We start from the raw sequence: 22,575 nt of genomic DNA, 5'->3' as shown, positions 1-22,575 counted from the left end.
CTTTTGTGGCGAGGGATCTTGCTCCCGCTTGAGTGCGCAGCGCTCATCGCTTTTTTTGGGGCCGCTGCGCGACCCAGCGGGAGCAAGCTCCCTCGCCACAGGGTCGTGCAAGACCTTGTGGGTATCCGACATCATCGCAAACTGACCCTCCGACATCGCGAGCAAGCTCGCTCCCACAAAGAGCCCAGCGCATAGGGGCCTTCAATCAATGCCCCGCCGCCATTTCGGCCTGGCCGGCAGGCGGCGTCACGATATGGTCCAGGTCAATATGCTTCCACTCCGGTTTCGCCCCCAACCGCGCATTGAAACGATAGTTGAACGTAAACTCATCCTCCGTCGGCTGGCTCAACGACCTGCCATAAACCGATTCAACCCCAACCGGGTCATACCCCATCAACTGCAACAGCGTCGGAAAGATGTTGTAGTGGCTCGAACGATCCTTGTTCCGCGCCCAGGCGCCACGCCAATCAAGACTATTGAATTGGCGACCCTGGATCACCACCAACGGCACCAACCCCTCTTCAGGCATCGGGTCGCCACCGCAATGAGTGTTGAGCCCAGGATTGCCACGCTCGTGCAGATCCTGGCCATGGTCGGAGGTGTAGATCAGCACCGCTCGGCTCAAATCGGCCTGCTGGAAGACTCGCTTGAAGAACTCGCCAACGTTCCACAGCAAGGTGTTCTGGTACGCGTTGCGGTACAGCAACCAGTCATCTTTCTGCCCATCGAAGCCGTCGCGGCTGCCGGTATCGGCCACTTCCTGGTACTGCCCGCGCGGCAAGGCCGGGCGGTAATTCATGAAGTCGTCGGGGTATTTGTCGTGTACCGGGAAATGCGCCCCCACCTTGTTGATCACCACCAGTTCAGCCTGGTGATCGTCCAGCAGTTCGATCAACTTCGCCGCCGCCGCCATGTCGCGGTCGCGCACGCGGGTCTGGTCGAATTGGACGAATTCATCGATATCCTGCTTTTCCAACTCGGTCATCAGGTTCTGCAAGTTGCCACCGGTGCGCTGGGCGTCGATGTAGACGGTACGCAAGCCGGCCTTTTTGGCGTACTGCCAGATCGACGGCCGAGTGCTGTTGATGCGTATGTAGTCGGTCCGCGTCCCCCCGTAGCGCAAGGTGACATTGGTGTCGGCGCTGCAATTGGCAATGGACGCCGCGTAGCCGAAATTGAACATATCCACGCCCTCGGGCGGTGTCTTCAGGCCGCTGCGCACGCCAAACGGGGTGTTGATATCCAGGTAATTGCCGCCGACGCTTTCGTCGATGATCAGCACTATGTCCTGCTCGATCAAGGATGATCGCCGCGTTAGGGTGACCGGCTCCCGGGGACCGATCGTGCTGTGCAAGGACTCGTAGGCCAAGAGATTCAAATAGGCCAGCGGCGTGTACATCACCGGCAGGCCGCGCGCACCTTCGCCCGCCCGCACGAACAACACGCCACTGAGCAACATCACCCCCAGCACGGGCGCGACCACAGGCAGATAACCGGGCACTCGCAGCGTTCGTCGAGGCTTGAGAGCGATGCCGAACAACAGCAACAAGCCACCGATCACCGCGTTGATGATCACCTCGCGGTATTGATAGGCAGCCTCCTGGATAAAACCTCCCGAGTACACCAGCGAAACGAACTGGCTGTAGGTCAGGTAGCTGTCCGTGACCTGGGTGTACACCTCGAAAAACACCGCCGAAACAAACAACGCCAAGGCAAACACATGCCTCACTAACGTCTGGCGGATGTAGGCGCTCAACCACAGCGCCAGCACCAGCACCACGAACATGGCGCCGAACAGCACGGTCGCCAAGCCCAGGCCCAACGCGTCGAGACGGTCGAGGTAAGCGTCGTACCCCTTGAGCAGGTACAAAAGCAGGAGCAATTCCTTGAGGTAGCGGGCCATGTTTTCCTCGACCGGATCGCGGTGTCAAAAGCACTTCGTTCCTGCACGTTAGCAGCCGGCTTTCAAAGCGCAAGAAACGTCCACCCACAACACGCGTCAAAAAAAAGTTACCCCAAAAACGACACGAAAATAGGTAACAAAATATAAAAATCTATGGATAACGACCGTTTATCGCTTTGTTAAATGCCGGACATCCCCAGTAAAACAGCCACTTTGCTAGAACAGTCAATGACTTGATATCAAAAGGCCCGATTTCACATGAATTGCCAACACTGACAACTGTCATTTTGCTGACACGCTTTTCTGAAGCTGCGCTATACCCCTCTAAACAGTTTCATCCGAGTTACATCATTCGGTTTGCGAGGCGCGCCAAAAATGGACGTGAGCGTATTTGGTACGGGGTATGTCGGGCTGATCCAGGCGGCTGCAATGGCCGACGTCGGACACCGCGTTTTATGCATCGATATCGACCCGAACAAGATCCGGCAACTGCAACAGGCTGTGCCAACCATCAGCGAGCCGGGACTGTCCAATCTGCTCGAAGACAACATCAAGGCCGGACGCTTGTCGTTCAGCTCCCAGGCCAGCGACGCGGTCAATCATGGCGAGCTGATCTTCATCGCCGTCGGCACGCCCGCCGATGAAGACGGCTCGGCCGACCTCAGCCATGTGCTGGCGGTCACCCGGCAGATCGCCGATTTCATGGACAGCGACCGCACCCTGGTCATCAAGTCCACGGTGCCGGTGGGCACCGCCGACAAGGTGGCCGAATGCGCCCGCCAGGCATTGGCCCGGCGCGGCCTGAAACAGCTGAACGTACGCGTCGTGTCCAATCCCGAGTTTCTCAAGGAAGGCAGCGCCCTGGCCGATTGCATGCGTCCGGACCGGATCATCGTCGGCACCGCCGATCCAGTGGCCCGCGACCAGATGACCGAGCTCTACGCGCCCTTCTGCCGCAACCACGAAAAACTGATGTTCATGGACAACCGCAGCGCCGAACTGACCAAGTACGCCGCCAACGCCATGCTCGCCACCCGCATCAGTTTCATGAACGAACTGGCCAACCTCACCGAACGGTTGGGCGCCGACATCGAAGCGGTGCGCAAAGGCATCGGCTCGGACCCGCGCATCGGTTATCACTTCATCTACCCCGGCTGCGGTTTCGGCGGTTCGTGCTTTCCCAAGGACCTGCGGGCCCTGCTGCACACCGCCGAACAAAGCGGCATGCCACTGCGCCTGCTGCGCAGCGTCACCGACGTCAACGACAGCCAGCGGCACATCCTCTTCGAAAAACTGGCCAAGCAGTTCCAGGATGGCCTGGCCGGCAAGTCGATTGCCATCTGGGGCCTGGCGTTCAAGCCCAACACCGATGACATGCGCGAAGCCCCCAGCCGCTACCTGATGGAAGCCCTGTGGCGCGAAGGCGCACGGGTCCAGGCCTACGATCCGGAAGCCATGTCCGAATGCCGTCGCCTCTACGGCTATCGCAAAGACCTCAACCTCTGCGCGACCCGTGATGACACCCTGGAAGACGCCGATGCCCTGGTGATTTGCACTGAGTGGAAGAACTTTCGCGTGGTGGATTTCGACCTGCTGGCCAGCAAGTTGCGCGCCCGGGTGATCATCGATGGCCGCAACCTGTACAACCCCGAACACCTGGCCGCCGCCGGGCTGTTGTATCGCGGTATCGGGCTGCGCCACACCGTGCCCGGCACCCCGGCGCCAGGGCCACAAGCATGAACATCCTGGTCACCGGCGCAGCCGGTTTCATCGGGGCCCACGTCGTGCTGCGGCTGCTGCGCGACGGCCATCGGGTGTGCGGGCTGGATAATTTCAACGACTACTACGACCCGCAGCTCAAGCACGACCGCGTGGCCTGGGTGAACGGCCAGGTCGGCAGCTTCCCCTTGGCGCGGCTCGACCTGGCCGACGCGCCGGCCATTGATGAACTGTTCCAAACCCGGCGCCCGGACGTGGTGATTCACCTCGCGGCCCAGGCCGGCGTGCGCTACTCCCTGGAAAACCCCCAGGCCTATGTCGACAGCAACATCACCGGGTTCCTGAACATTCTGGAAAACTGCCGTCGGTATCCGGTCAAGCACTTGATCTACGCCTCCTCGAGCTCGGTGTACGGCGCCAACACGCGCATTCCTTATTCAGTCCAGGACAACGTCGACCACCCGTTATCGCTGTATGCGGCGAGTAAAAAAGCCAACGAACTGATGGCCCACAGCTATAGCCACCTGTTTGGCATTCCCTGCACCGGCCTGCGCTTCTTTACGGTGTACGGCCCTTGGGGCCGGCCGGACATGTCGCCGATCCAGTTTGCCCGCGCCATCGCCGAAGACCGGGTGCTGCAACTGTTCAACCACGGCGAGCACCAGCGGGATTTCACCTACATCGACGACATCGTCGAAAGCATCGCCCGCCTGATCGACCGTGCGCCCCAGGTCACGCCTTTGCTGGACCACGAACAACCAGACCCGGCCACCAGCCGCGCGCCCTGGCGGATCTACAACATCGGCGGCCAGCACCCGGTGGCGCTGCGCACCTATGTCGCGCTGCTGGAAAAACACCTGGGACGAACCGCCCGCATCGAGCTGCTGCCCCTGCAAGCCGGCGATGTGCTCAACACCTGCGCCGATGCCAGCGACCTGGCACGGGCCACCGGCTTCCGGCCGTGCATCGCACTGGACGACGGCCTGGGTCGTTTCATCCAGTGGTTCCTCGATTACTACCCACTGCCTGCCCACGCGCCGCTCGCGGCCCAACCTCAGCGGAGGAGTCTATGACCCGACATGAACAAGCCATCGAGATCAACGCCCCCGGGCGCGACAAACGTGTCGATCCCGACCACCGCAGGCGCCTGGACGCGGCCATCCACCGCCAGGGCCGTGGATGGTTGACCGGTCGCGACGGCGGCCGGCCCTGGACGGTCTCGCGCACCAACCGTGTCGTGGCCTGCCTCGGCGCACTGGCGATCCTGGTGGTGTTCTGCCCGCTGTTGCTGGGCCTGGCACTGCTGGTCAAGTTTTCCAGCCCGGGCCCGGTGCTGTTCATACAGAAGCGCACCGGTTATCGCGGGCGGGTGTTCGGCATGTACAAGTTCCGCACCATGGTCGCCGACGCCGAGGCCCTCAAGGAGTCGCTGCGCCACCTCAACAAACACGGCGCCGATGCCATCGATTTCAAGATCGACAACGACCCGCGCATCACGCCCATCGGCCGGTTCCTGCGGCGCAGCAGCCTCGACGAACTGCCGAACCTGATCAACGTAGTGACCGGCGACATGCGCCTGGTGGGCCCGCGGCCGACCTCGTTCAACGCCTATCGCTACAAGGACAACCATCTTGTGCGCCTGAGCATCTACCCCGGCATGACCGGCCTGTGGCAGATCTCCGGGCGCAGCAATATCGACTTCGACCAGCGCGTGGAATTGGACCTCAGCTATATCGCTGAACAAAGCCTGTGGCTGGATTTGAAGATCCTGATGCTAACCCCCTTCAAAGTTTTCAGCGGCCACGGAGCGAGTTAAATGGACGGTTCAACGAATATCCTGACCATAGCCAGCCCGAGCGAGACCAACCTGACCTCGACCGTGCTCGACCCTTCCCTGCGGATCCTGCTCTTGACGTCCGCCAACACCGGTACCGGCACCAGCACCAGCGCCATGGCGCTGGCCGCGCAACTGGCTCAGATGAGCAACGGTCGCGTCCTGCTGGTGGATGCCAGCCAGTCACCGCGCAACCTCAGCCAACAGCTGTCGTTGCACAAGGAGCGCGGCTTCACCGACCTGCTGTTCAACAGCCTTGCCCCGCCCCTGTTGCAGGATTGCGTGGTGCAGGCGTCCAGCCTGCCCTTCGACGTGCTGCCCCACGGTCGCCTCGGCCGTAATGCTGACCACCTGAGCCCCGAGCGCCTGCGCCCGTTGTTCAGGCAACTGGCGGCGCAATACCGCTTTGTGGTGATCGACGGCGACGCGGTGTATTCGGCCAGCGACACCCTGGTGCTCAGCACCCAGGTGGATGGCGTGGTGCTGGTGGTGCGCGGTGAAGACACCCGCTGGGAAGTGGCCCAGGCCGCCCGTCAGCGCCTTTCCCAAGCCGGCGCGAAAGTGGTCGGCAGCGTGTTCAACCGCCGCAAGTACTACATGCCCAAGTGGCTCTACAACAACCTGTAAGCCTGCAAAAGGATGACGAGATGAACGCCAAGATGCTTGTCCTGCTGTTGCTGCCGCTTGCCGGTTGCTCCAGCACCACCGATACCCGCTCGATGCCGGTGCAGATCCTCACGGCCGCGCCGGCCAACGCCCAGGCCACGGACATGCCCAGGGTCGAACAAACCCTGAGGCCCCAGGATGTGCTGGACGTGATTTTTCACATCGACACGACCTCGTCCCAGGCTTATCGAGTGCAACCTGGCGATCAGGTTGCCTTGAACTTCACCGCCGCCAGCCAGCTCAACGGCACGCAACAGGTGATGCCCGACGGCAGCATCGAACTGCCGGGCGCCAACACCTCGGTGAAAGTCGCCGGCCTGACCACCGACGAAGCCCGCCTGGCGGTGCAGCGTGCCTACAACCAGAAGATGCTGTTCCAACCCAACCGCAACCAATTGACCGTTCTGGTGACGAGCCCGCTGTCCGGCGAGACGAACTTGCGCAACACCCTGACCCACCCGGCCACGGGCATGAGCCGGGAAATCATCGTGGGCCGGGATGGCTACGCCAGCTTCCCGGAAATCGGCTCGGTGCCGTTGCAAGGCATGACCGTCACCCAACTGGAAACCTTCCTCAACGAGCGCTACGCGCAACTGCCCGGCCACATGACGGTGGATGTGCTGCTCAAGTCCACCGCCGGCAACGAGATCTATGTCCTCGGCGAAGTGGCGCAACCCGGTTCCTACCCGATCCGCCGGCCGATCTCGGTCCTCGAGGCCCTGACCCTGGCTCGTGGCACCAACGTCAAGGCCAGGCTCGACTCGGTGGTGATCATGCGTCGCAACGGCAATCAGGTTGAAGCCCGCCACTACGACGTGGAGAAGGCCCTGAGCGGTGACGCCTCGCAGATCGCCTACCTGCAACCGGAAGACATGCTGTATGTGCCCAAGACCGGCTTGGCCAAAGCCGGTGAAATGGCCAGGCAACTGGCCGATGTGGTGCTGTTCCAGGGCGTTGGCGTCAGCTTCGGCTACGACCTCGACAACGACAGCAGCGGCAACTGACCCAGGTGAATGATCATGAACCCCAAGGAAAACTATCTGCACGAGTTCTTCAGGATCTTCTTTGCCAACAAGCAGTGGGTGAAGCGCGTCTTCCTGATTTTCGCCATGATCGCCCTGGTGCTGCCGTTGATGCTCAAGCAGAGCTTCGACATCACCGCCCAGGTGATCGTCCAGTCGAAAAAGCTCTCCCAGGGCGACGCCACCACGTCGCTGAACCAGGAAAACGCCACCTTCATCCCGCCGTCCCTGGCGGACATGGAAACCGAGAGCAATATCCTGCGCTCGCCGGCGCTGATCCGGCAGACCATCAGTGTCCTGCGCGAACAGGGTGAATACACCCCAAGCCCCGGCATTCTCAACAAATGGGTGAGCGAACCGCTCAAGCGCTACATCACCCAGCCCCTGCGCGAGTACGTCGTCAATCCGCTGCGCGATGGCCTGGGGCTTGAGGTCGATCCGGTGCGCGACACCGTGCTCGATACCCTGACCGACGAGGCCATCGAAAACCTGAAGATCGAGACGCTGCCCGGCTCGAACGTCATCTCCATTGTCTACAGTTTCGGCGACCCGGCCCAAGGCACCCGGTTCGTGGCGCAACTGCTGCAGAACTACCTCAGCAACCGCCAGGACCTGCAGTCGATCGAACTGCCGCAGACCTTCTACGAGCAGAAGAAAGCCCAATACCAGACGCGCCTTGACGGCTTGGAAGGCAACCGCCTGACGCTGCTTGAAGGCGTCGGCTCTTCCGATCCCAAGGAAGAAATCACGTTCCGCTTGAATGCGATCAACACCGAGGAGCAGGCCCTGAACCTGTACCGGGATCGCCTGCTGCAAAGCCAACGCTGGCTCGATTACCTCAAGACCAGCCTGGCGGCGGCGAACAGCTCGCGGTTCAACGACTACACCTTCCCGTTCACCTTCACCACCACCGTGGACAACATCGCCTTCGAAGACCGGGAAATCCGGCAAATGGGCGAGCAATTGACCAGCCAGGTGAGCCGCTACATGAACGACCTGGCGATCTTCCAGCCCAGCAGCGAACCCATGCTGCTGGCCCGGGAGCAGATCGTGCGCACGCGCCAGCAGTTCCTCAAAGTGGTGAACAACCGCATCCAGGAACGCACCACCGACCTGGCGGTGGTCAGCTCGGTGATCAATCAGAAAGTCGAACGCATCGCAGCCTTCAAGGAACGCATCCACCAGTTGCAGGAAACCCAGAGCAAGCTGCGGCAGATGGACACCGAGATCAACGCCCTGCATGCGGCCTTCTCGACTTATGCCCAACGCTTTGCCGAGGCCAGCACCGCACGTTCGCTGGACAACGACCTGTCCAACGCCCGGGTCCTGAGCCCGCCGTTCGAACCCACCGCCGCGGCCTTTCCCAAGCCGATGCTGATCATTGTCTTCGGCATGTTCAGTGGCCTGCTGCTGGCGATCGCCCTGGTCTATGTGCGTGAGTTCTTCGACCATCGCTTCAAGCACCCAGCGCAAATCAGCCAGCAACTGGATCTGCCGGTCTTGCTGGTGATCAACGAGCAGTCACCCGAGCAGATCAATCCACACCGCAACTGGAGCCTGCCCAGCCTTGTCCATTGGGTGAGAAATTGAACGCGCCGTTCGGCCCGTCCCGCCATGACAGCCCCTTGTCGATCATTCATTTGCTCGACAGCGGCGGCTTCTATGGGGCCGAGCGGATGCTGCTCGATCATTGCCTGGCGACACCCGGCCAACATCAGGTGGTGTTCCTGGCGGCGCCGCCAACCTTGATCACGCGGTTCCGCCAGGCCGGAGTCGATTGCCACCACTGCGCCAGTTGGGCCGAGTTGTTGCAACATTTGCGGCAACGGCGCGCCGAGCGACCACTGATCAATACCCACAACTTCAAGGGTCTGTTGTTCGGCTGGTCGGCGGCCACGATGCTGCGCCTGCCGCTGGTGATTACCCAGCACGGCTTCACGCCGCGCAGTCCAAAGCAGCGGTTCTATACGTGGCTGAGCCTGCAACTGTGCCGTACCGCACCGGTCAAGCGGGTGGTTTGCGTGGCCGAAAGCATCGCGGCGCTGCACCGCCAGGCCAGCGTGAAAGCGGAAAAACTCGATGTGATCCCCAACGGCCTGCCCGCCGTCACGACGCCGCTGCCCCACCACGCCGACAGGCAGCGCTGGCGGGTCGGCTACGTCGGTCGGTTGAGCAGCGAGAAGGGCCCGGACCTGTTCCTCGACGCGATGATCCCGCTGTGCCAGCGCCATGCGTCGCTGCACGCGGTGATGCTTGGCGACGGCCCGGAACGCCAGTCCTTGCTCAAACGCATCACCGATGCCGGGCTGCCCACACGCATCGAACTGCCTGGTTATCAGACAGACATGGACGGCTGGTGGAGCCGCCTCGATGCGCTGGTGATCAGTTCACGCACCGAAGGCACGCCGATGATCCTGCTCGAAGCCATGCAGGCCGGCGTGCCGGTGGTGGCGTTCGGCGTCGGCGGCATTCCCGATATCCTGCAAGACCGCCACAACGGCCTGCTCGCTACACCGGCCGACAGCGAGGCGCTGGCCCGCCAGATCGAAACGCTGTTCAGCGAACCGCCCCTGGCGCGGATCCTCGCCGACAATGCGCGGTGCACCCAACGCGACCGCTACGACCTGCGCACGCTGGCCGAACGCTGGTCACAACTCTATATCCGCACGGCACGGGAGGCTCGACCATGATCGTCCCGCTCTCGATCGTCAGTCTGCTGGGGCTGGTCTGCCTGGCATTGCTGGCCAGTCCTTATCCGTTCCTGGCACCAGGCGCAGTGTTCGGCCTGGTGGGCGTCGCCATGCTGTACCGCAAGCCCAGCTGGGGTTTGCTAGGCATTGCCGCGCTGCTGCCGTTCGAAGGCCTGTTCAAGGACAACGCGTTTTCCGGCAGCAAATTCCTCGGCATAGCGCTGATCCTGATCCTGATGCTGCAGTTGGCCTTGCACCAGATCCCAGGGACGCGCTTGCGCAGCAATATCTGGAAGCCGTTACTCGGCTTCATGGCGTTGTATGGCCTGAGCCTGTTGATCTCGGAAAACATCGGCGTGTCCCTGACGCATCTGCGTGAACTCGCCGTAGGGCTGATTCTGTTTGTGATCGCGCTGCTGATCGGCCGCGAGCTGAACCTGGATATGTTCGCCCGGCTGATGACGGTGAGCGTCGCCACGGCCTGCGTGCTCGCGATGTTTTCAGCCCGGTACCAGGATCAGGGCCGCGCCTCGGGGTTGCTGGAAGACCCGAACGCCTTTGCACTGTTGATTGCCTTTACCGTACCGCTGGCATTGCTGCTGACCCTACGCAGCCAGAACCTGTTGCACCGGTTGTTCTGGGGTGGCGCTTTCATCCTGTTGTTGGGCGGGATGACCAAGACCGAATCGCGTTCAGGGCTGGTTGTGCTGTTGCTCAGTCTGATGATCGGCTTGTATCACTATCGGGCGCAGCTACCTCGCATACGTCCTCGGCACCTGGGGTTCGCGATGCTCGGCCTGGCACTCATGGTTCCGGTGACAGTCGCCGTGATGCCGGCTGGCTACGTGGCACGCATCCAGTCGTTGAGCATCCTCAGTTCCGGCACCAATGCCCACAAGGACGGTTCCTTGGGTCGTCGCGCCTCCTACATTGTGGTGGGCAGCCAGATGATCCGAGAAAATCCGATTCTCGGTTCCGGCCCCGGGACGTTTCCGCAGCACTACGCCCCCACCGGCTACGCGAAGGCATTCTCGGCCAATCGCAAAATGGGCGATCTGTACCGCCAGGCCCATAACACCTACCTGGAAATCTTCAGCGAAATCGGCGTACCAGGCGGCTTGATGTTTGTCGCTACGATTGGGCTGGGCCTCTATAACCTGATGCGCGCGCGCCAACTCTGGCTCCAGCGCCGGGACTGGGCCCAGGCGGACCTGCTGACGCACTTGGGCATGAGTTTCCTGTCGCTGGCGTTGTTCCTGATATTCCTCAGCGCGCCGAACCACAAGTTGCTGTGGATCATGCTCGCCTTGACCAGCATTTTGCGCTACGACGCCGAACAGGCCGAGCCGCAGGAGGCCCGTTCATGAGCCGCGTAAGCATCATTATCCCGATGTACAACGAGGCCCGGCACATCGGCCGTACACTGCTGGCGGCGCTGGAAGCGGCTCGCCAGGCGCGGCTGGATTGCGAGTTGATCGTGGTGGACAACGGCTCCGACGACCACGGTCCGCGCATCGCCAATGAGCTGGGCGCGCGGGTGTTGATCGTACCTGGCGTGCACATCGGTGCCCTGCGCAACCGTGGCGCGGCGGTCGCCAGTGGGGAATGGCTGGCGTTCATCGACGCCGACATGGAAATGCCGGCCGACTGGCTCAAGTCACTGCTCGAAATGGAAGGCCGCCAGGGCGATGTGCTGGCGCTTGACCTGGATACGCCCGGCCAAGCGCCGTGGTTTGCACAGGCTTGGCAGCGCCGCAGTCAGCGTCCGGGCTCCCGCCCCTTGCATCGCGTGCAATGGTTACCCAGCGCCAATCTGTTGATGCGTCGCGCCTGGTTCGAACGGGTCGACGGTTTCGACGAGACCCTGCGCACGGGTGAAGACAAGGATTTCTCCCTGCGCCTGCGCCAAGCCGGTGCGCAGTTGTTGCTGGTCAACGAAAGCGTGGCCCTGCACTGGGGCTATGAAGGCAGCTGGCGCGAATGGATGAGCAAGGAGCTGTGGCGCCAGGGCAGTCACTGGCAGTTGTTGCGCAGCCACGGGCCGAGCCTGCGCCTGCTGCGGTTTCCCGCGCTGTCCATTGGCACCTGGGGCATGGATTTGCTGGCACTGATCGCCTTGCTTCAAGGCCAGGCGCGCCTGGGGCTGATGCTGTTGTTCATCAGCACATTGCCGGCCTTGGTGCTGAGCCTGCGCCAGAGCCAACGCGACCCGCGCCTGGCCTTGCAACTGTGGACCTTGCACGGGGTGCGCCTGCACCTGACCGGTGCCGCGCTGCTGCTCAATCTTTTCCAACGGAACGTCAGGAGACCTGCCCGTGGCTGAATATCTGTATTGGTCTTGCCTGTTGCTGCCGGTATACGCCTACCTCGGCTACCCCGTGCTGTTGACCTTGCTCGCCCCGCTGTTTCCGGTACGCCGCTACATCACGGCAGTGCCCATGGACGTCAGCATCATCATTGCTGCCCATAACGAGGCGCGGCACATCGAAGCGAAATTGCGCACGCTGCTGGCCCAGGATTACCCGGCGCGCTCGCTGCAAATCATCCTTGCCAGCGACGGTTCCACGGACGACACGGTGGCCTGCGCGCGCAACGTCATCGACCCGCGGATTACCGTGCTCGACCTGCCACGCCAGGGCAAGGCGGCCGCCCTCAATACCGGCGTGGCCCACAGCAGCGGCGACATCCTGGTGTTCACCGATGCCGACAATCAATGGTTTCCCGACACCCTCGGCCATCTGCTGGTACCGCTAGGGGATCCTGAGGTTGGCGCCTGTGCCGGCCATATGGAGATTCCCGTGCCGGGCAAGGGCCTGAGCCTGGGCGATAGCCTGTATCGGCACTACGAAGGCTGGTTGCGGCGGCTGGAGAGTCGCACCGACTGCATGGTCTCGGCCGACGGTGCCCTGTTGGCTTTACGCAGGGTTCTGTTCCAGCCGATCCCAGCCCAGGTCAACGATGACTTTTTCCTCAGCACCTGCGCGCCGGCCGCCGGCAAATCCATCGTCTACGTACCCCAAGCCCGGGTGACCGACCAGGGCGTGGACGAAGCCGACAAGCAGTTTCGCCGCCGCCAGCGAGTCACCGTCGGTGGGTTGCAGAGCCTGGCCCAGCGCCGGGAGCTACTTAACCCGCTGCGTCACGGCCTCTACGCCATCGGGTTGATCAGCCACAAATTGATCCGCCGCCTGGCGCCGGTGTTGCTCTTGCCGCTGTTGCTGAGCAACGCCTGGCTGTGGGACGACCATCCGTTCTATCGCCTGAGCCTGGTGGCGCAGTTGCTCGGCTACGCCATGGCACTGGTCGGCTTGATGGACGCCGGCCATCGGTTGCCCCGGCCCTTTCGCCTGGCGGCGTTCGTGTTGGTGACACTGGCGGGCATGAGTATCGGGCTCTGGCAGTTCCTGCGGGGCCAGCGCTACAGCCAATGGAACCCCGAGCAGAATCGCTAAGGAGAAGGGCCGATGTCGATCAAACACGTCTTCAAGCGCACCGGCGGCTGGTTGTACCTGAACACGTCCCTGGGCCGCCACCCCCTGCGTGGCGCCGGCGTGATCCTGATGTTGCATCGCGTGTTGAACAACGACCGCGCCGCCGAATTGCCCCATCGCAACGAGCTGTGCGTGGGGCCCGATGCGTTTGAACATTTGCTGATCTGGCTGCAACGGCATTTCGAATGTGTGCCGCTGATGACCCTCTTGCTCGCCGACCCTGAAAGCGTCCCCAACCGGCCGCGAGTGGCCCTGACCTTCGACGATGGCTGGCGCGACAACGCCATGAATGCCTTTCCGTTGCTGCGCCAATACCAGGTGCCGGCGAGTATTTTCCTGTCCACCGACTTCGTCGGCAGTCGCCAGCACTTCTGGTGGGAAAGCATCGGCGAAACCCTGTGGGGCAGCCACGGACAGGTGGCACGGCATTCGCTGATCGAGCAGCTGCAACACGTCGGGCGGCCGTTGCCGGTGCTGCTCGATGATATCGACGATGAGCGCCGCAGCCTGGCGCTGCTGCATTATCTGCAAAGCCTCAAGACCCTCGATCCGCGCACCTTGAGCGACCTCACGCAGGCCTGCCCGCACGGCTCGCAACCCCAAGCGCTGGACTGGCCCCAGGTGCGCCTGCTCGAAGATTCCGGCCTGGTCCGCTTCGGCCCCCATGGCGCCAGCCACGCGATCCTGACCGGGCTGGACGACCAGCGCCTGCATGAAGAACTGACCCGCAGTTGGACAGCCCTGGAAAACGGCTGCGCCCAACCCTTGCCGGTGTATTGCTACCCCAACGGCGATAACGATGCCCGCGTGCGCCAACAGGTGGCGGCCCACGGTTTTGCCTTCGCACTGGGCACCGAGGCCGGGCTGTATCGCAACGATGGCGACCCTTTGAACCTGCCGCGTTTCGGCGTCAGCCAGCGCAACGCCTGCCACCCTGAATTGTTGGCCTGGCGCATTCGCCAAGGAGCCCGTTCATGAATCGCGCACATTACATCAGGCTTTTGGTGTTGAGCATGGGCACGAGCCTGGCAATGATCGGCCTGCGCCTGCTGCGCAACGTGTTGCTGGCACGGATCCTGGGGCCCAGTGAACGCGGGCTGTTGGCACTGCTGAGCACCCTGCCGGACCTGATCAGCGCCACCACCAGTGGAGGCCTGAATTCTGCCGTGGGTTATCAGGCGGCGCAGCATCGCTCGATGAGCCTGTTGCTCAGCCACGTGCTGGTCTTCGGCTGCCTGCTGGCGGGGTTGCTGACGCTGCTGGTGGTGGCGCTGGTGCGCGGGTTCGGCGCCGAACTGGACATCACCCTGCAACTGGGGCTGCTGGCCTGGCTGCTGTTGCTGGCCGTGCCGCTGGCGGTACTCAAGAGCGGCCTGCTGACACTGCACAACGCCTCCGGTGGCGTCGGTGTGTTCAATGCCTTGCGGCTGATGGAATCCCTGGTCCCGCTGTTGCTGTTCGTGGCGCTGTTCTGGATGTGGAAAGACACGGCGCTGGAAGCGGCGCTGATCAGCTGGCTGGCGGGCCTGAGCCTGGTCGTACTGGCAGGCTGGATGTGGTTGCGCCGAGATCATGCGTTCACGCTGCGCTGGGATCGCACCGGCCAGAACGAACTGCTGCGTTACGGTGTCCGCAGTCATCCGGACCTTTTGTTCCAGCAACTGATGATGCGCTCGGATTACCTGTTCATCGGTGCACTGCTGGGCAGCACGGCGCTGGGGCACTACGCCATGGCCAGCGCCGCGGCTGAACTGCTGCATATCGTGCCGGAAGCGGTCACCACGCCACTGATGAAACGCCTGCTGCAGCAAGACACAGACATGAAGCGCCTGACCCCGCTGGCCTTGCGCCTGACCGCCACGGCCATGCTCGCCGCCTGCCTGGGCATGGTACTGGTCGGCGAATGGCTGATCGTCACCATGTTCGGCATCGCCTATCAACCGGCGTACCCGGCCCTGCTGGCGCTGCTGCCTGGGGTGTTCGGGTTGTGCTACGCGAGCATCCTGCGCCTGGACCTGCTGGGCAAGGGCCGCCCCGGCAGCGTTTCGTTGCTGATGGGCGTGGGGGCGCTATTGAACCTGGCGCTGAACCTGATCCTGATTCCGAGCTACGGCATCGTCGGCGCCGCCGCCGCTTCGTCCATCGCTTACTTGGGCGTGACCGTTGCCATGCTGGTGATGTATTGCCGCCTGAGCGGCGTGGCGCCGTGGCAGACACTGATTATCCTGCCCAGCGATTTGCTGCCGATGCGCCAGATGCTGTTGGGGAAATCCGCGTGAACACCGTTGCCAGCAAAACCGCCATCGCGAGCAAGCTCGCTCCCACAGGGTCCGGTATGTGTAAGCACCACAAATCCCTTGTGGGAGCGAGCCTGCTCGCGAAATCGGTGGATCAGTTGGCGCTGATGTTGCGTGTGACGGCGCCATCGCGAGCAGGCTCGCTCCCACAAAAGCCTGGCGCCGAGCACAATTTTCATGACCACCACAAATCAACTGTGGGAGCGAACTTGCTCGCGATGAGGCCCGTGCAGCGCATGCTCAAAATGAGCGGTTGCCTGTGTTTCCTGCTTTTGGCCACCTCGGCCCAAGCCGCGTCCATGCAGTGGACCGGTATCCGTGACGGCAGCCTGTACCTGCAAACCGACCGTCCGGATGCTGTCACCGTACGCTGGGTGCCCGCCTGGCAGGCCGAGGCCAATGCCGAACACGTGTATCTGCTCGACGGCCACGGGCGGTTGGCGGGCGAACGCCTGGTCAAGGCCGACCAGGTGCGCGGAGAGCAACAATGGCCCTTGCTGCCCGGCGCCGCCAGTTATCGGTTGGAGATTCCCGGCTACAGTTTCCGGCGCTATAGCGTCGAACACGACGCCCGCACCCGCGCCCTGTTTGCTCCGGCCAAGGTGCATTTCAGTGCTGAAGCCCACGATGGCGACGAGCTGTATTTCAAAGTGGCGGCCGGCGAACAGGCGGTGCTGGCAGGCAAGTTCCACGGCGGCGCGCGGGCATTGCAAGCCCGGCGCGTCGCCGATGGCAAACAGCTGCAACTGAACCTCAAGCCGTACCGCGCCTATTGGCAGTTCGACCAAGTGGCCCTGCCGGTGACGGATGTTGAACAAGTCTGGCGCCTGCATGTACAGGGCAATGGCAAGCTGGCGTTCTGGCTGGACGGCACGGCCAACCTGTTCGCCCAGGACCCGGCGCACTTGCAACCGGTGCGCCAGGATCCGGGGCAGACCCACCTGACGCTACACGACGAGACGCTCGGCACGACCCCCAAGCTGGGCATATACCTGCCCTACGAATTACTGCCGCCCTCCAGCTACGCGATGCTCGATGCGCTCAAACCCCAGGCGGCAAGCCTCTACAGTTTTGTCGATGTCATGGCGGCCAAGGTCAATCATGAAGACGCCTTCCGACGTTTGTATCAGGGCCGCTTCGGCATCAGCCAGGACATCACCCTGCTGGCCGCTACCCAGCGCCGGGCGGATCTGCAGGCCGACCGGACCAGTCTCAGCGGTTTGCAAGCCTGGCTCATGTCGACCCGGGCTTCGGGCGGCAACGGTATCCATTACCTCAGTTTTGCCGATGAGCCAAACCTGAACTACCCAGACTTCGCCAGTTTCCAGCAACTGTTCCAGAGCATGGCGGCCCAGGTCCGCGCCGACCCTGCCAACGCACGCGCCGGTGTCCGCATCGCCATACCCGCCAGCTCCCGGTTCACCAACGGCCCCTTCACCGATAATGCGGCTGACAAGCGCGGGATCGACTGGGCACGGCGCCTGCTCGCGACGTCCGACGACCAGATCGACGCCTTGGCCTGGCACGAATGGATGATCCGCGACCTGCTGGCGACCCGGGTCTACCGCGACAGCGTCCGTCAGGCCGCCAACCTGGTGGGGCTGGACAGCCAGGGCCGGCCCCGCAAGGCGTTGCTGTTGGACCAGACCAATATGTCCAGCGGCTCGAGCCTCAGCCCTTACGACCAGGAAACCCACTACGCCGCCTTGTGGTGGACATCGGTGGCAATCAACGCCTCCGCGGATGGTTGGCTCGACATGCTCAACTGGTTCATGCTCGCCGACGAACCCGAATACCCCAAAGGCATGGTGCGGGTGCTGGACGACCAGCGCTTCGAGCTCAAGCCCGTGGGCCTGGCCCAGCAGTTCATCCAACAGCACTGGCTCGACCAGGTGCTGCGCCTGGACAACGACGCGTTTGAAGTCGACGTACTGGCCATGGCCACCGGAAAACAACGCAATCTGCTGGGCGTGAACAAAAGCACGCGAGCCCATCAGGTCAGCCTCGACGGCACGGCCTGCCCTCAGCCAGGCATGACCTTGATGTATTTCGGCCCGGACAACCGCAGCCACAGCGCTGCGCTTGAGTGCAAGGCCGGCCAGGTCGGGTTCCTCCTGCCAGGGGAAACCGTGTTCGCCCTCAGTTGGACAGCTCCCCTTCCCCCCAACCCTGCCACCCGTCAGGAGGCACCATGAACGCTCTGCAAACATTGCGTGATCGCATCCAGAAAAAAGGTCTGCGCGCCGTTCTAAAGCAGCTGTGCAGACGCTACGTATTTGCCCACACCCGACTGGTATGGCTGGAGCATGACATACGGACCCCGCTCCCCCCCCATAACCTCAAGCCCTACCCACCGATGCGCCTGGAGTTCATCACGGTCAGCAACGCCGATGCGTTTGCCCGACACTTCGGCGACCGCGTCGAAACCATGCGCGAGTTGGCGGCCGAAGGCTACACCGGCTTGATGTACCTGGATGATCAGGGCGACAGCGTGGGCTTCGCCTGGGCCAGTACACGGGACTATTTCGACCGCCATTTCTACCGCTGCAACTTTCCGATCAAGCCTGGCGAATACTTTCAGTTCGGTGGCGAGGCGATTCGTCAATACTGGGGGACCAGTATCTCGGCGGACATGCAGTTGGAGGTGTGGAAAGTCATGGCGGACCAGGGTTGCAGCACGATGGTCGATGTCTGCGATCTGCAAAACATCCAGGCGATCAAGATGCACATCCGCATGGGCTTCCAGGAGCGCGGGCAGATCACCCACCTCTACCGTTTGTTCGGTCTTTGGCGGTTCCTGCGCAATACGTCTTACGCCGGCACGGCACTGGACGCGTTCCGTAAACCGGCGCAGCCGGCTGCCTCGACGTCGGCGGCCTGATCCCCATGGCGATCCGGTTCCAATGGTGTCGCTCCCTGGGCGCAGCGGATTTTCCTGTATCAGCTTATGAACAGCTGCTGACCCAGGTGGCCGACGCAACACCGTTCAATAGCCTGGCCTGGCTGCAAGCGGCGGAATTCGCCCTGTTGCCCGAGCAGCAGTTGCATGTCCTGCTGGGCTGGCAAGACCAGGCCTTGTGCCTTTGCCTGCCCCTGATATCAGGACGTGAACGTATCGGCGGGCTGCGGTTCCGAGTGTTGCATCACTTGGGTTTTCCAATGACCGACCGCATCGCCCTGCTGGCGCGCCTGGACGCCGAAGACATGGGGCAGGCGCTGATGCAGATCCGTCAGCACTTGCCTCACGCGTTGCTGCAATTGAATGAAGTGATCGAGCCGATCGGTGAGCAAAGCGTCCTCAGCGCCTGGATGGCGCTGAGTTCAACCGGAGAACGGCGGCTCAGTTGCCGGGTTCCGGTGCATTTGATCAATGACAGTGACCGTCAAGAGATATCCGGCGATCCACGCTACAAATTGCGCCGGGCGCGCAAGCGGATCGCCGCCTGTGGCGCCGAGATCCGCCGGGTGACACCGGATGCCATCAGCATGGGGCAATTGCTGCGAACCCTCGCCGACGTCGAGGCGGTCAGCTGGAAAGGCGAGGAAGGTGTCGGCATTTTCGCCGACCCCAGGCGCCAGCAATGGATGAACCACGCCTTCACCGCCCTCGCCGCCCAAGGCCTGGTGCGGGTGGTGCTGCTGGAGCTGAACGGCGAGTGCATCAGCTATCGCCTCGGCCTGCTGGACCAGGGCCGGCTGTACGATTACAACCTGGCGTTCCTGCCGCAGCATGCCGACCTGGGCAGCGGCCGGGTATTGCTTGAAGAGTGGATTCGCTGGGGGCTGGACGAAAACTGGCGCTGGATCGATGCGTCGCGGGTCAGTCTCAATAACTCCAACCATCAATTGCACGAGCGCATGACCGGCCTGCTGGAACACTGGCGTTGGAGTTTTTATTCCTGGCAGCCTGATGGTTTGCTCCTGGGTTTCGCCTTGCGGCTTTGGAAGAGCCTGAAACCATGGCTTGGCAAGCGCAAGACTAAACCAACCGCGGCGACGTCATCGTCTTCCACCAAGCCCCAGGAGCACACCCATGCCTCGCCGAGCGATCATCAACGCTGACGACTTCGGGCTCAGCCTCAGCGCAAACGCATTGATCCTGCGGGCCTTCGAGACCGGCGTGATCAGTTCCGCCTCGGCCATGGCCAACATGCCGGGTTTCGAGCAAGCCTGTGAATGGGCCCGGCAACCGCTGCTCAACGGCCACGTCGGCCTGCACTTCAATCTCAGCTACGGCCCGTCGCTGGGCCAGGCAATCGCATCGCGCCGGCTTTTTTGCGACGCCAATGGCCAGTTCGACCTGAACCTGTCGCGGTATTGCCTGCGCCTGGGTACAAAGGACCTGGCGGCGGTAGAAGATGAGCTCCATGCGCAATGGCAACGTTGTCTGGATCATGGCCTGAGCCCCAGCCACCTCGACTCTCATCAGCACGTGCACAATATCTGGCCCATCGGCGAACTGGTGGCCCGCTTCGCCGCCCGGCAAGGCGTGCCCATGCGCCTGGCGCGCAACCTGGGGGTGAACTTGAACCTGCCCAAGCGCATTTTCAAGACCCTGCTCAACCGGCGCTTGCGCAGCCTGTGCGGGGCGACAGCGGATTACGTCTGCACGCCAGCCGACCTGGACCACGCCGCACCGCCGGAACACGGCTCGCTCGAGGTCATTGTTCATCCGCTGCAATTGGACGGAGATTTTGGCGATGCCAGCCTGATGCCAGGAGACTCGTTGACCCACGTACTGCACAAGCGCCTGGCGGGCGTGCCCAAGGTCGCGCATGGCCGGACCACGCGGGTGTTGAAGCTGGTTGAGCATGGGGATAGGCACTGACAGGGACGCGTATACCTGTGGCGAGGGCCCTCGCTACAGCTCATTCGTTGTTTCAACTACCGTGTTCAAGCACCGAGGCTCAGCCGCGCCAGCGAGGCACGGCGATCGATGGCCTCACGCAACCGGCGCTTCTGCGCCTCCCAGACATTGGCATCCACCCGGGGTGAACGCATCAGCGCCAACATCGCTTCCTTGGCGTTGAGGTATTCGGCCCACGCATCCCGCGCCTTGAGACTGCGCCGCTCTTCCTCGCTCATGTCCATGCGCCGCAGGGCCAGGGCACACTCGTCCTGAATCAACGGGCCGAGGGTCGCCTGGATCTTGTGGGGTGCCTTGAAACACGCCGTACCGGCGACGATATCCCGCGCCCGGTCCAGGCCCCATTCCAACGCCTGGGCCAGTGGTTCATGCAAGGTGCGGTCGTAGAACTCTTCGACCCAAACGGATCCATTCGGACGATAAACACAGACGAAGACTTGCGTCATGCCCTGCTGATTGATTCTTGCTTGAACCTCGACCTGGGTACCGTCTTCCAGGGTCTCTTCGTGGTTACGCGCCGGCAACCGGCTGTTCACCCAAAGCCAATACTGTGCGCTTCTACGTCGCATCGCGTTGCCCTCCCCCTAAGGAACAGGGAGTAAGACACAGGGTTGGGGGATTTTCCAGCGCCGACAAGCGCGCTTCAGACGAATGACAGCCCGAAATCCCTGCGTCGATTTCGAAGAATCTGCTACAAGGCATCTTCGGTTTCGAGTAGCGAATGGCATCGATGTCTTCACTCTTACTTTCTGGCCTGAAACGCCGCTGGTTGGCTTGGCTGTGCATGAGCGCATTGGTGATCGGCCTGCCGGTGGGCTGCGGGGTGTTGCAGCACAAGGAACGAGAACTGGTCTTTCGCATCGAGCCGGGAACGGCGAGCTGGTTCAGTGGGTTGCCCAGTGGTGTGCAGGAATTTGACCTCAAGCCCAAAAGCTTCAAGGCCGGGGAAAATATCCACGGCTGGTGGTGGCCGGCCGAACGCAAGAACGCGCCGGCCATTTTGTATTTGCACGGCGTACGCTGGAATTTGACTGGCCAATTGTTTCGTATCCAGCAATTGAGGGCGCTGGGCTATTCGGTACTGGCCATCGACTACCGTGGCTTTGGCAAAAGCCACGGGGAGCTGCCGTCGGAGGCCAGCGTCTATGAAGATGCACGCATCGCCTGGGAGCGTCTCGAAGTCTTGCAACCGGACCCAAGCCTGCGGCTGATCTATGGCCATTCCCTGGGGGGCGCCGTCGCGGTGGACCTCGCTGCGCAACTCGGCCAGCAGGTGGAGAAGGATGGCAAAGCCCGGGTCCGGGGCCTGGTCATCGAATCCACCTTTACCTCCCTGGGCGATGTCGCCACCGCGATGGCGAATACGTCCCTGCCGGTGCGTTGGTTGCTGTCGCAGAAGTTCGACTCCATCGACAAGATCGGCGAAATCAACATGCCGCTGCTGATTGTCCATGGCGCCGCCGACCGCTACGTGCCGCCACGGTTCAGTGAACAACTGTTCAACGCCGCCCGGGAACCCAAGCGCCTGCTGCTGGTGCCTGGGGCGACGCATAACAACAGCATGAGCCTGGCGGGCAAGCATTATCGACAGGCCTTGGATGCATTGATGAAGAGCTCAGCAGCGCCCGTCGCCGGCAATGCCCCCCCTGCCCCGGCCAAAGCGGGTTGAGCCACTGAACCTCCATGCCTCCTGTGGGAAGCGGTGGGTCAGTTAGTAGCGATGTTGGCTGTGCCGGCGCCTTCGCGAGCAGGCTCGCTCCCACAATGGTTTTGAGGGGGTCTCAGGTATCGCTGCACCGCTGATCCTTTGTGGGAGCGAGCCTGCTCGCGATGGTGGTGGGTCAGTTGAGGGAGATGTCGGCTGGACCGCCGCCTTCGCGAGCAGGCTCGCTCCCACAGTGGTTTTGAGGGGGTCTCAGGTATCGCTGCACCGCTGATCCCTTGTGGGAGCGAGCTTGCTCGCGATGGTGGTGGGTCAGTTGAGGGAGATGTCGGCTGTACCGCCGCCTTCGCGAGCAGGCTCGCTCCCACAGTGGTTTTGAGGGGGCTCAGGTATCGCTGCACCGCTGATCCTTTGTGGGAGCGA

The 22,575-nt window shown here is 62.5% G+C and carries 19 protein-coding genes; 17 read left to right on the top strand and 2 right to left on the bottom strand.

Going from position 1 to position 22,575, the window contains the following annotated elements; genetic code table 11:
- Window positions 1-205 precede the first annotated feature (205 nt).
- On the bottom strand, window positions 206-1,903 hold the full coding sequence (locus ACIPQ1_RS28440) for a sulfatase-like hydrolase/transferase (RefSeq protein ID WP_411385071.1): 1,698 nt from the start codon (window positions 1,901-1,903) through the stop codon (window positions 206-208).
- Between the two features lie 375 nt (window positions 1,904-2,278).
- On the opposite strand from ACIPQ1_RS28440, the gene ACIPQ1_RS28435 reads away from it, so the two are divergent.
- The 16 genes from ACIPQ1_RS28435 (at window position 2,279) to ACIPQ1_RS28360 (ending at window position 20,450) form a co-directional block, all read left to right on the top strand.
- Entirely contained in the window at window positions 2,279-3,643 is a 1,365-nt protein-coding gene (locus tag ACIPQ1_RS28435; protein WP_411385072.1) for a UDP-glucose dehydrogenase family protein, read from the top strand.
- Window positions 3,640-4,695: an NAD-dependent epimerase gene (locus tag ACIPQ1_RS28430; protein WP_411385073.1), complete on the top strand. Its 1,056-nt coding sequence runs from the start codon at window positions 3,640-3,642 to the stop codon at window positions 4,693-4,695. Before ACIPQ1_RS28435 ends, ACIPQ1_RS28430 begins: the two co-directional genes overlap by 4 nt.
- Window positions 4,692-5,438, top strand: a complete 747-nt coding sequence (locus ACIPQ1_RS28425; RefSeq protein ID WP_411385074.1) for a sugar transferase — start codon at window positions 4,692-4,694, stop codon at window positions 5,436-5,438. Before ACIPQ1_RS28430 ends, ACIPQ1_RS28425 begins: the two co-directional genes overlap by 4 nt.
- Window positions 5,439-6,083, top strand: coding sequence for a CpsD/CapB family tyrosine-protein kinase (locus tag ACIPQ1_RS28420; protein WP_411385075.1), 645 nt, complete (start codon window positions 5,439-5,441; stop codon window positions 6,081-6,083). It begins immediately after the preceding gene.
- Window positions 6,084-6,103: 20 nt separating this feature from the next.
- Window positions 6,104-7,126: a polysaccharide biosynthesis/export family protein gene (locus ACIPQ1_RS28415; RefSeq protein ID WP_186708624.1), complete on the top strand. Its 1,023-nt coding sequence runs from the start codon at window positions 6,104-6,106 to the stop codon at window positions 7,124-7,126.
- 15 nt (window positions 7,127-7,141) lie between these two features.
- The gene (locus ACIPQ1_RS28410; protein WP_411385076.1) at window positions 7,142-8,734 is read left to right on the top strand and encodes a GumC family protein; all 1,593 of its coding nucleotides are present in this window, start codon (window positions 7,142-7,144) and stop codon (window positions 8,732-8,734) included.
- On the top strand, window positions 8,731-9,834 hold the full coding sequence (locus ACIPQ1_RS28405; RefSeq protein WP_250965597.1) for a glycosyltransferase family 4 protein: 1,104 nt from the start codon (window positions 8,731-8,733) through the stop codon (window positions 9,832-9,834). Before ACIPQ1_RS28410 ends, ACIPQ1_RS28405 begins: the two co-directional genes overlap by 4 nt.
- Entirely contained in the window at window positions 9,831-11,201 is a 1,371-nt protein-coding gene (locus ACIPQ1_RS28400; protein ID WP_446535131.1) for an O-antigen ligase family protein, read from the top strand. Before ACIPQ1_RS28405 ends, ACIPQ1_RS28400 begins: the two co-directional genes overlap by 4 nt.
- Window positions 11,198-12,157: a glycosyltransferase gene (locus ACIPQ1_RS28395; protein ID WP_250965595.1), complete on the top strand. Its 960-nt coding sequence runs from the start codon at window positions 11,198-11,200 to the stop codon at window positions 12,155-12,157. The genes ACIPQ1_RS28400 and ACIPQ1_RS28395 overlap by 4 nt, the downstream gene beginning before the upstream one ends.
- Window positions 12,150-13,286 (top strand): glycosyltransferase family 2 protein, encoded by a 1,137-nt coding sequence (locus ACIPQ1_RS28390; RefSeq protein WP_446535130.1) that lies wholly within the window; start codon window positions 12,150-12,152, stop codon window positions 13,284-13,286. The genes ACIPQ1_RS28395 and ACIPQ1_RS28390 overlap by 8 nt, the downstream gene beginning before the upstream one ends.
- Before the next feature lie 12 nt (window positions 13,287-13,298).
- Window positions 13,299-14,303 carry a polysaccharide deacetylase family protein gene (locus ACIPQ1_RS28385; protein ID WP_250965593.1) on the top strand — a complete coding sequence of 335 codons (1,005 nt, stop codon included), beginning with the start codon at window positions 13,299-13,301 and terminating at the stop codon, window positions 14,301-14,303.
- A complete protein-coding gene (locus ACIPQ1_RS28380) occupies window positions 14,300-15,604 on the top strand; it encodes an oligosaccharide flippase family protein (RefSeq protein WP_186708605.1) in 1,305 nt (434 codons plus the stop codon). Before ACIPQ1_RS28385 ends, ACIPQ1_RS28380 begins: the two co-directional genes overlap by 4 nt.
- A 263-nt stretch (window positions 15,605-15,867) precedes the next feature.
- Window positions 15,868-17,817, top strand: a complete 1,950-nt coding sequence (locus tag ACIPQ1_RS28375; protein ID WP_250965605.1) for a hypothetical protein — start codon at window positions 15,868-15,870, stop codon at window positions 17,815-17,817.
- Window positions 17,814-18,503 carry an N-acetyltransferase gene (locus ACIPQ1_RS28370; protein ID WP_186708603.1) on the top strand — a complete coding sequence of 230 codons (690 nt, stop codon included), beginning with the start codon at window positions 17,814-17,816 and terminating at the stop codon, window positions 18,501-18,503. Before ACIPQ1_RS28375 ends, ACIPQ1_RS28370 begins: the two co-directional genes overlap by 4 nt.
- A gap of 5 nt (window positions 18,504-18,508) precedes the next feature.
- Window positions 18,509-19,684: a GNAT family N-acetyltransferase gene (locus tag ACIPQ1_RS28365; protein ID WP_411385080.1), complete on the top strand. Its 1,176-nt coding sequence runs from the start codon at window positions 18,509-18,511 to the stop codon at window positions 19,682-19,684.
- Window positions 19,656-20,450 (top strand): carbohydrate deacetylase, encoded by a 795-nt coding sequence (locus ACIPQ1_RS28360; RefSeq protein WP_411385081.1) that lies wholly within the window; start codon window positions 19,656-19,658, stop codon window positions 20,448-20,450. The genes ACIPQ1_RS28365 and ACIPQ1_RS28360 overlap by 29 nt, the downstream gene beginning before the upstream one ends.
- A gap of 65 nt (window positions 20,451-20,515) precedes the next feature.
- Here ACIPQ1_RS28360 and ACIPQ1_RS28355 read toward each other — a convergent pair whose 3' ends face one another.
- On the bottom strand, window positions 20,516-21,058 hold the full coding sequence (locus ACIPQ1_RS28355) for a hypothetical protein (protein ID WP_250965340.1): 543 nt from the start codon (window positions 21,056-21,058) through the stop codon (window positions 20,516-20,518).
- Between the two features lie 161 nt (window positions 21,059-21,219).
- On the opposite strand from ACIPQ1_RS28355, the gene ACIPQ1_RS28350 reads away from it, so the two are divergent.
- Window positions 21,220-22,158, top strand: a complete 939-nt coding sequence (locus ACIPQ1_RS28350) for an alpha/beta hydrolase (RefSeq protein ID WP_446535129.1) — start codon at window positions 21,220-21,222, stop codon at window positions 22,156-22,158.
- The last annotated feature ends 417 nt before the right edge of the window (window positions 22,159-22,575 follow it).

The organism is Pseudomonas sp. LARHCG127 (assembly GCF_052871455.1).
This window is presented reverse-complemented; position numbering and strand designations above follow the sequence as displayed.

Excerpts from the sequence above, each read along its gene's own strand:
- ACIPQ1_RS28440 (WP_411385071.1), bottom strand. The coding sequence starts at position 1,903 with ATGGCCCGCTACCTCAAGGAATTGCTCCTGCTTTTGTACCTGCTCAAG.
- ACIPQ1_RS28435 (WP_411385072.1), top strand. The coding sequence starts at position 2,279 with ATGGACGTGAGCGTATTTGGTACGGGGTATGTCGGGCTGATCCAGGCG.
- ACIPQ1_RS28430 (WP_411385073.1), top strand. The coding sequence starts at position 3,640 with ATGAACATCCTGGTCACCGGCGCAGCCGGTTTCATCGGGGCCCACGTC.
- ACIPQ1_RS28425 (WP_411385074.1), top strand. The coding sequence starts at position 4,692 with ATGACCCGACATGAACAAGCCATCGAGATCAACGCCCCCGGGCGCGAC.
- ACIPQ1_RS28420 (WP_411385075.1), top strand. The coding sequence starts at position 5,439 with ATGGACGGTTCAACGAATATCCTGACCATAGCCAGCCCGAGCGAGACC.
- ACIPQ1_RS28415 (WP_186708624.1), top strand. The coding sequence starts at position 6,104 with ATGAACGCCAAGATGCTTGTCCTGCTGTTGCTGCCGCTTGCCGGTTGC.
- ACIPQ1_RS28410 (WP_411385076.1), top strand. The coding sequence starts at position 7,142 with ATGAACCCCAAGGAAAACTATCTGCACGAGTTCTTCAGGATCTTCTTT.
- ACIPQ1_RS28400 (WP_446535131.1), top strand. The coding sequence starts at position 9,831 with ATGATCGTCCCGCTCTCGATCGTCAGTCTGCTGGGGCTGGTCTGCCTG.
- ACIPQ1_RS28395 (WP_250965595.1), top strand. The coding sequence starts at position 11,198 with ATGAGCCGCGTAAGCATCATTATCCCGATGTACAACGAGGCCCGGCAC.
- ACIPQ1_RS28385 (WP_250965593.1), top strand. The coding sequence starts at position 13,299 with ATGTCGATCAAACACGTCTTCAAGCGCACCGGCGGCTGGTTGTACCTG.
- ACIPQ1_RS28380 (WP_186708605.1), top strand. The coding sequence starts at position 14,300 with ATGAATCGCGCACATTACATCAGGCTTTTGGTGTTGAGCATGGGCACG.
- ACIPQ1_RS28375 (WP_250965605.1), top strand. The coding sequence starts at position 15,868 with ATGAGCGGTTGCCTGTGTTTCCTGCTTTTGGCCACCTCGGCCCAAGCC.
- ACIPQ1_RS28370 (WP_186708603.1), top strand. The coding sequence starts at position 17,814 with ATGAACGCTCTGCAAACATTGCGTGATCGCATCCAGAAAAAAGGTCTG.
- ACIPQ1_RS28365 (WP_411385080.1), top strand. The coding sequence starts at position 18,509 with ATGGCGATCCGGTTCCAATGGTGTCGCTCCCTGGGCGCAGCGGATTTT.
- ACIPQ1_RS28360 (WP_411385081.1), top strand. The coding sequence starts at position 19,656 with ATGCCTCGCCGAGCGATCATCAACGCTGACGACTTCGGGCTCAGCCTC.
- ACIPQ1_RS28355 (WP_250965340.1), bottom strand. The coding sequence starts at position 21,058 with ATGCGACGTAGAAGCGCACAGTATTGGCTTTGGGTGAACAGCCGGTTG.
- ACIPQ1_RS28350 (WP_446535129.1), top strand. The coding sequence starts at position 21,220 with ATGTCTTCACTCTTACTTTCTGGCCTGAAACGCCGCTGGTTGGCTTGG.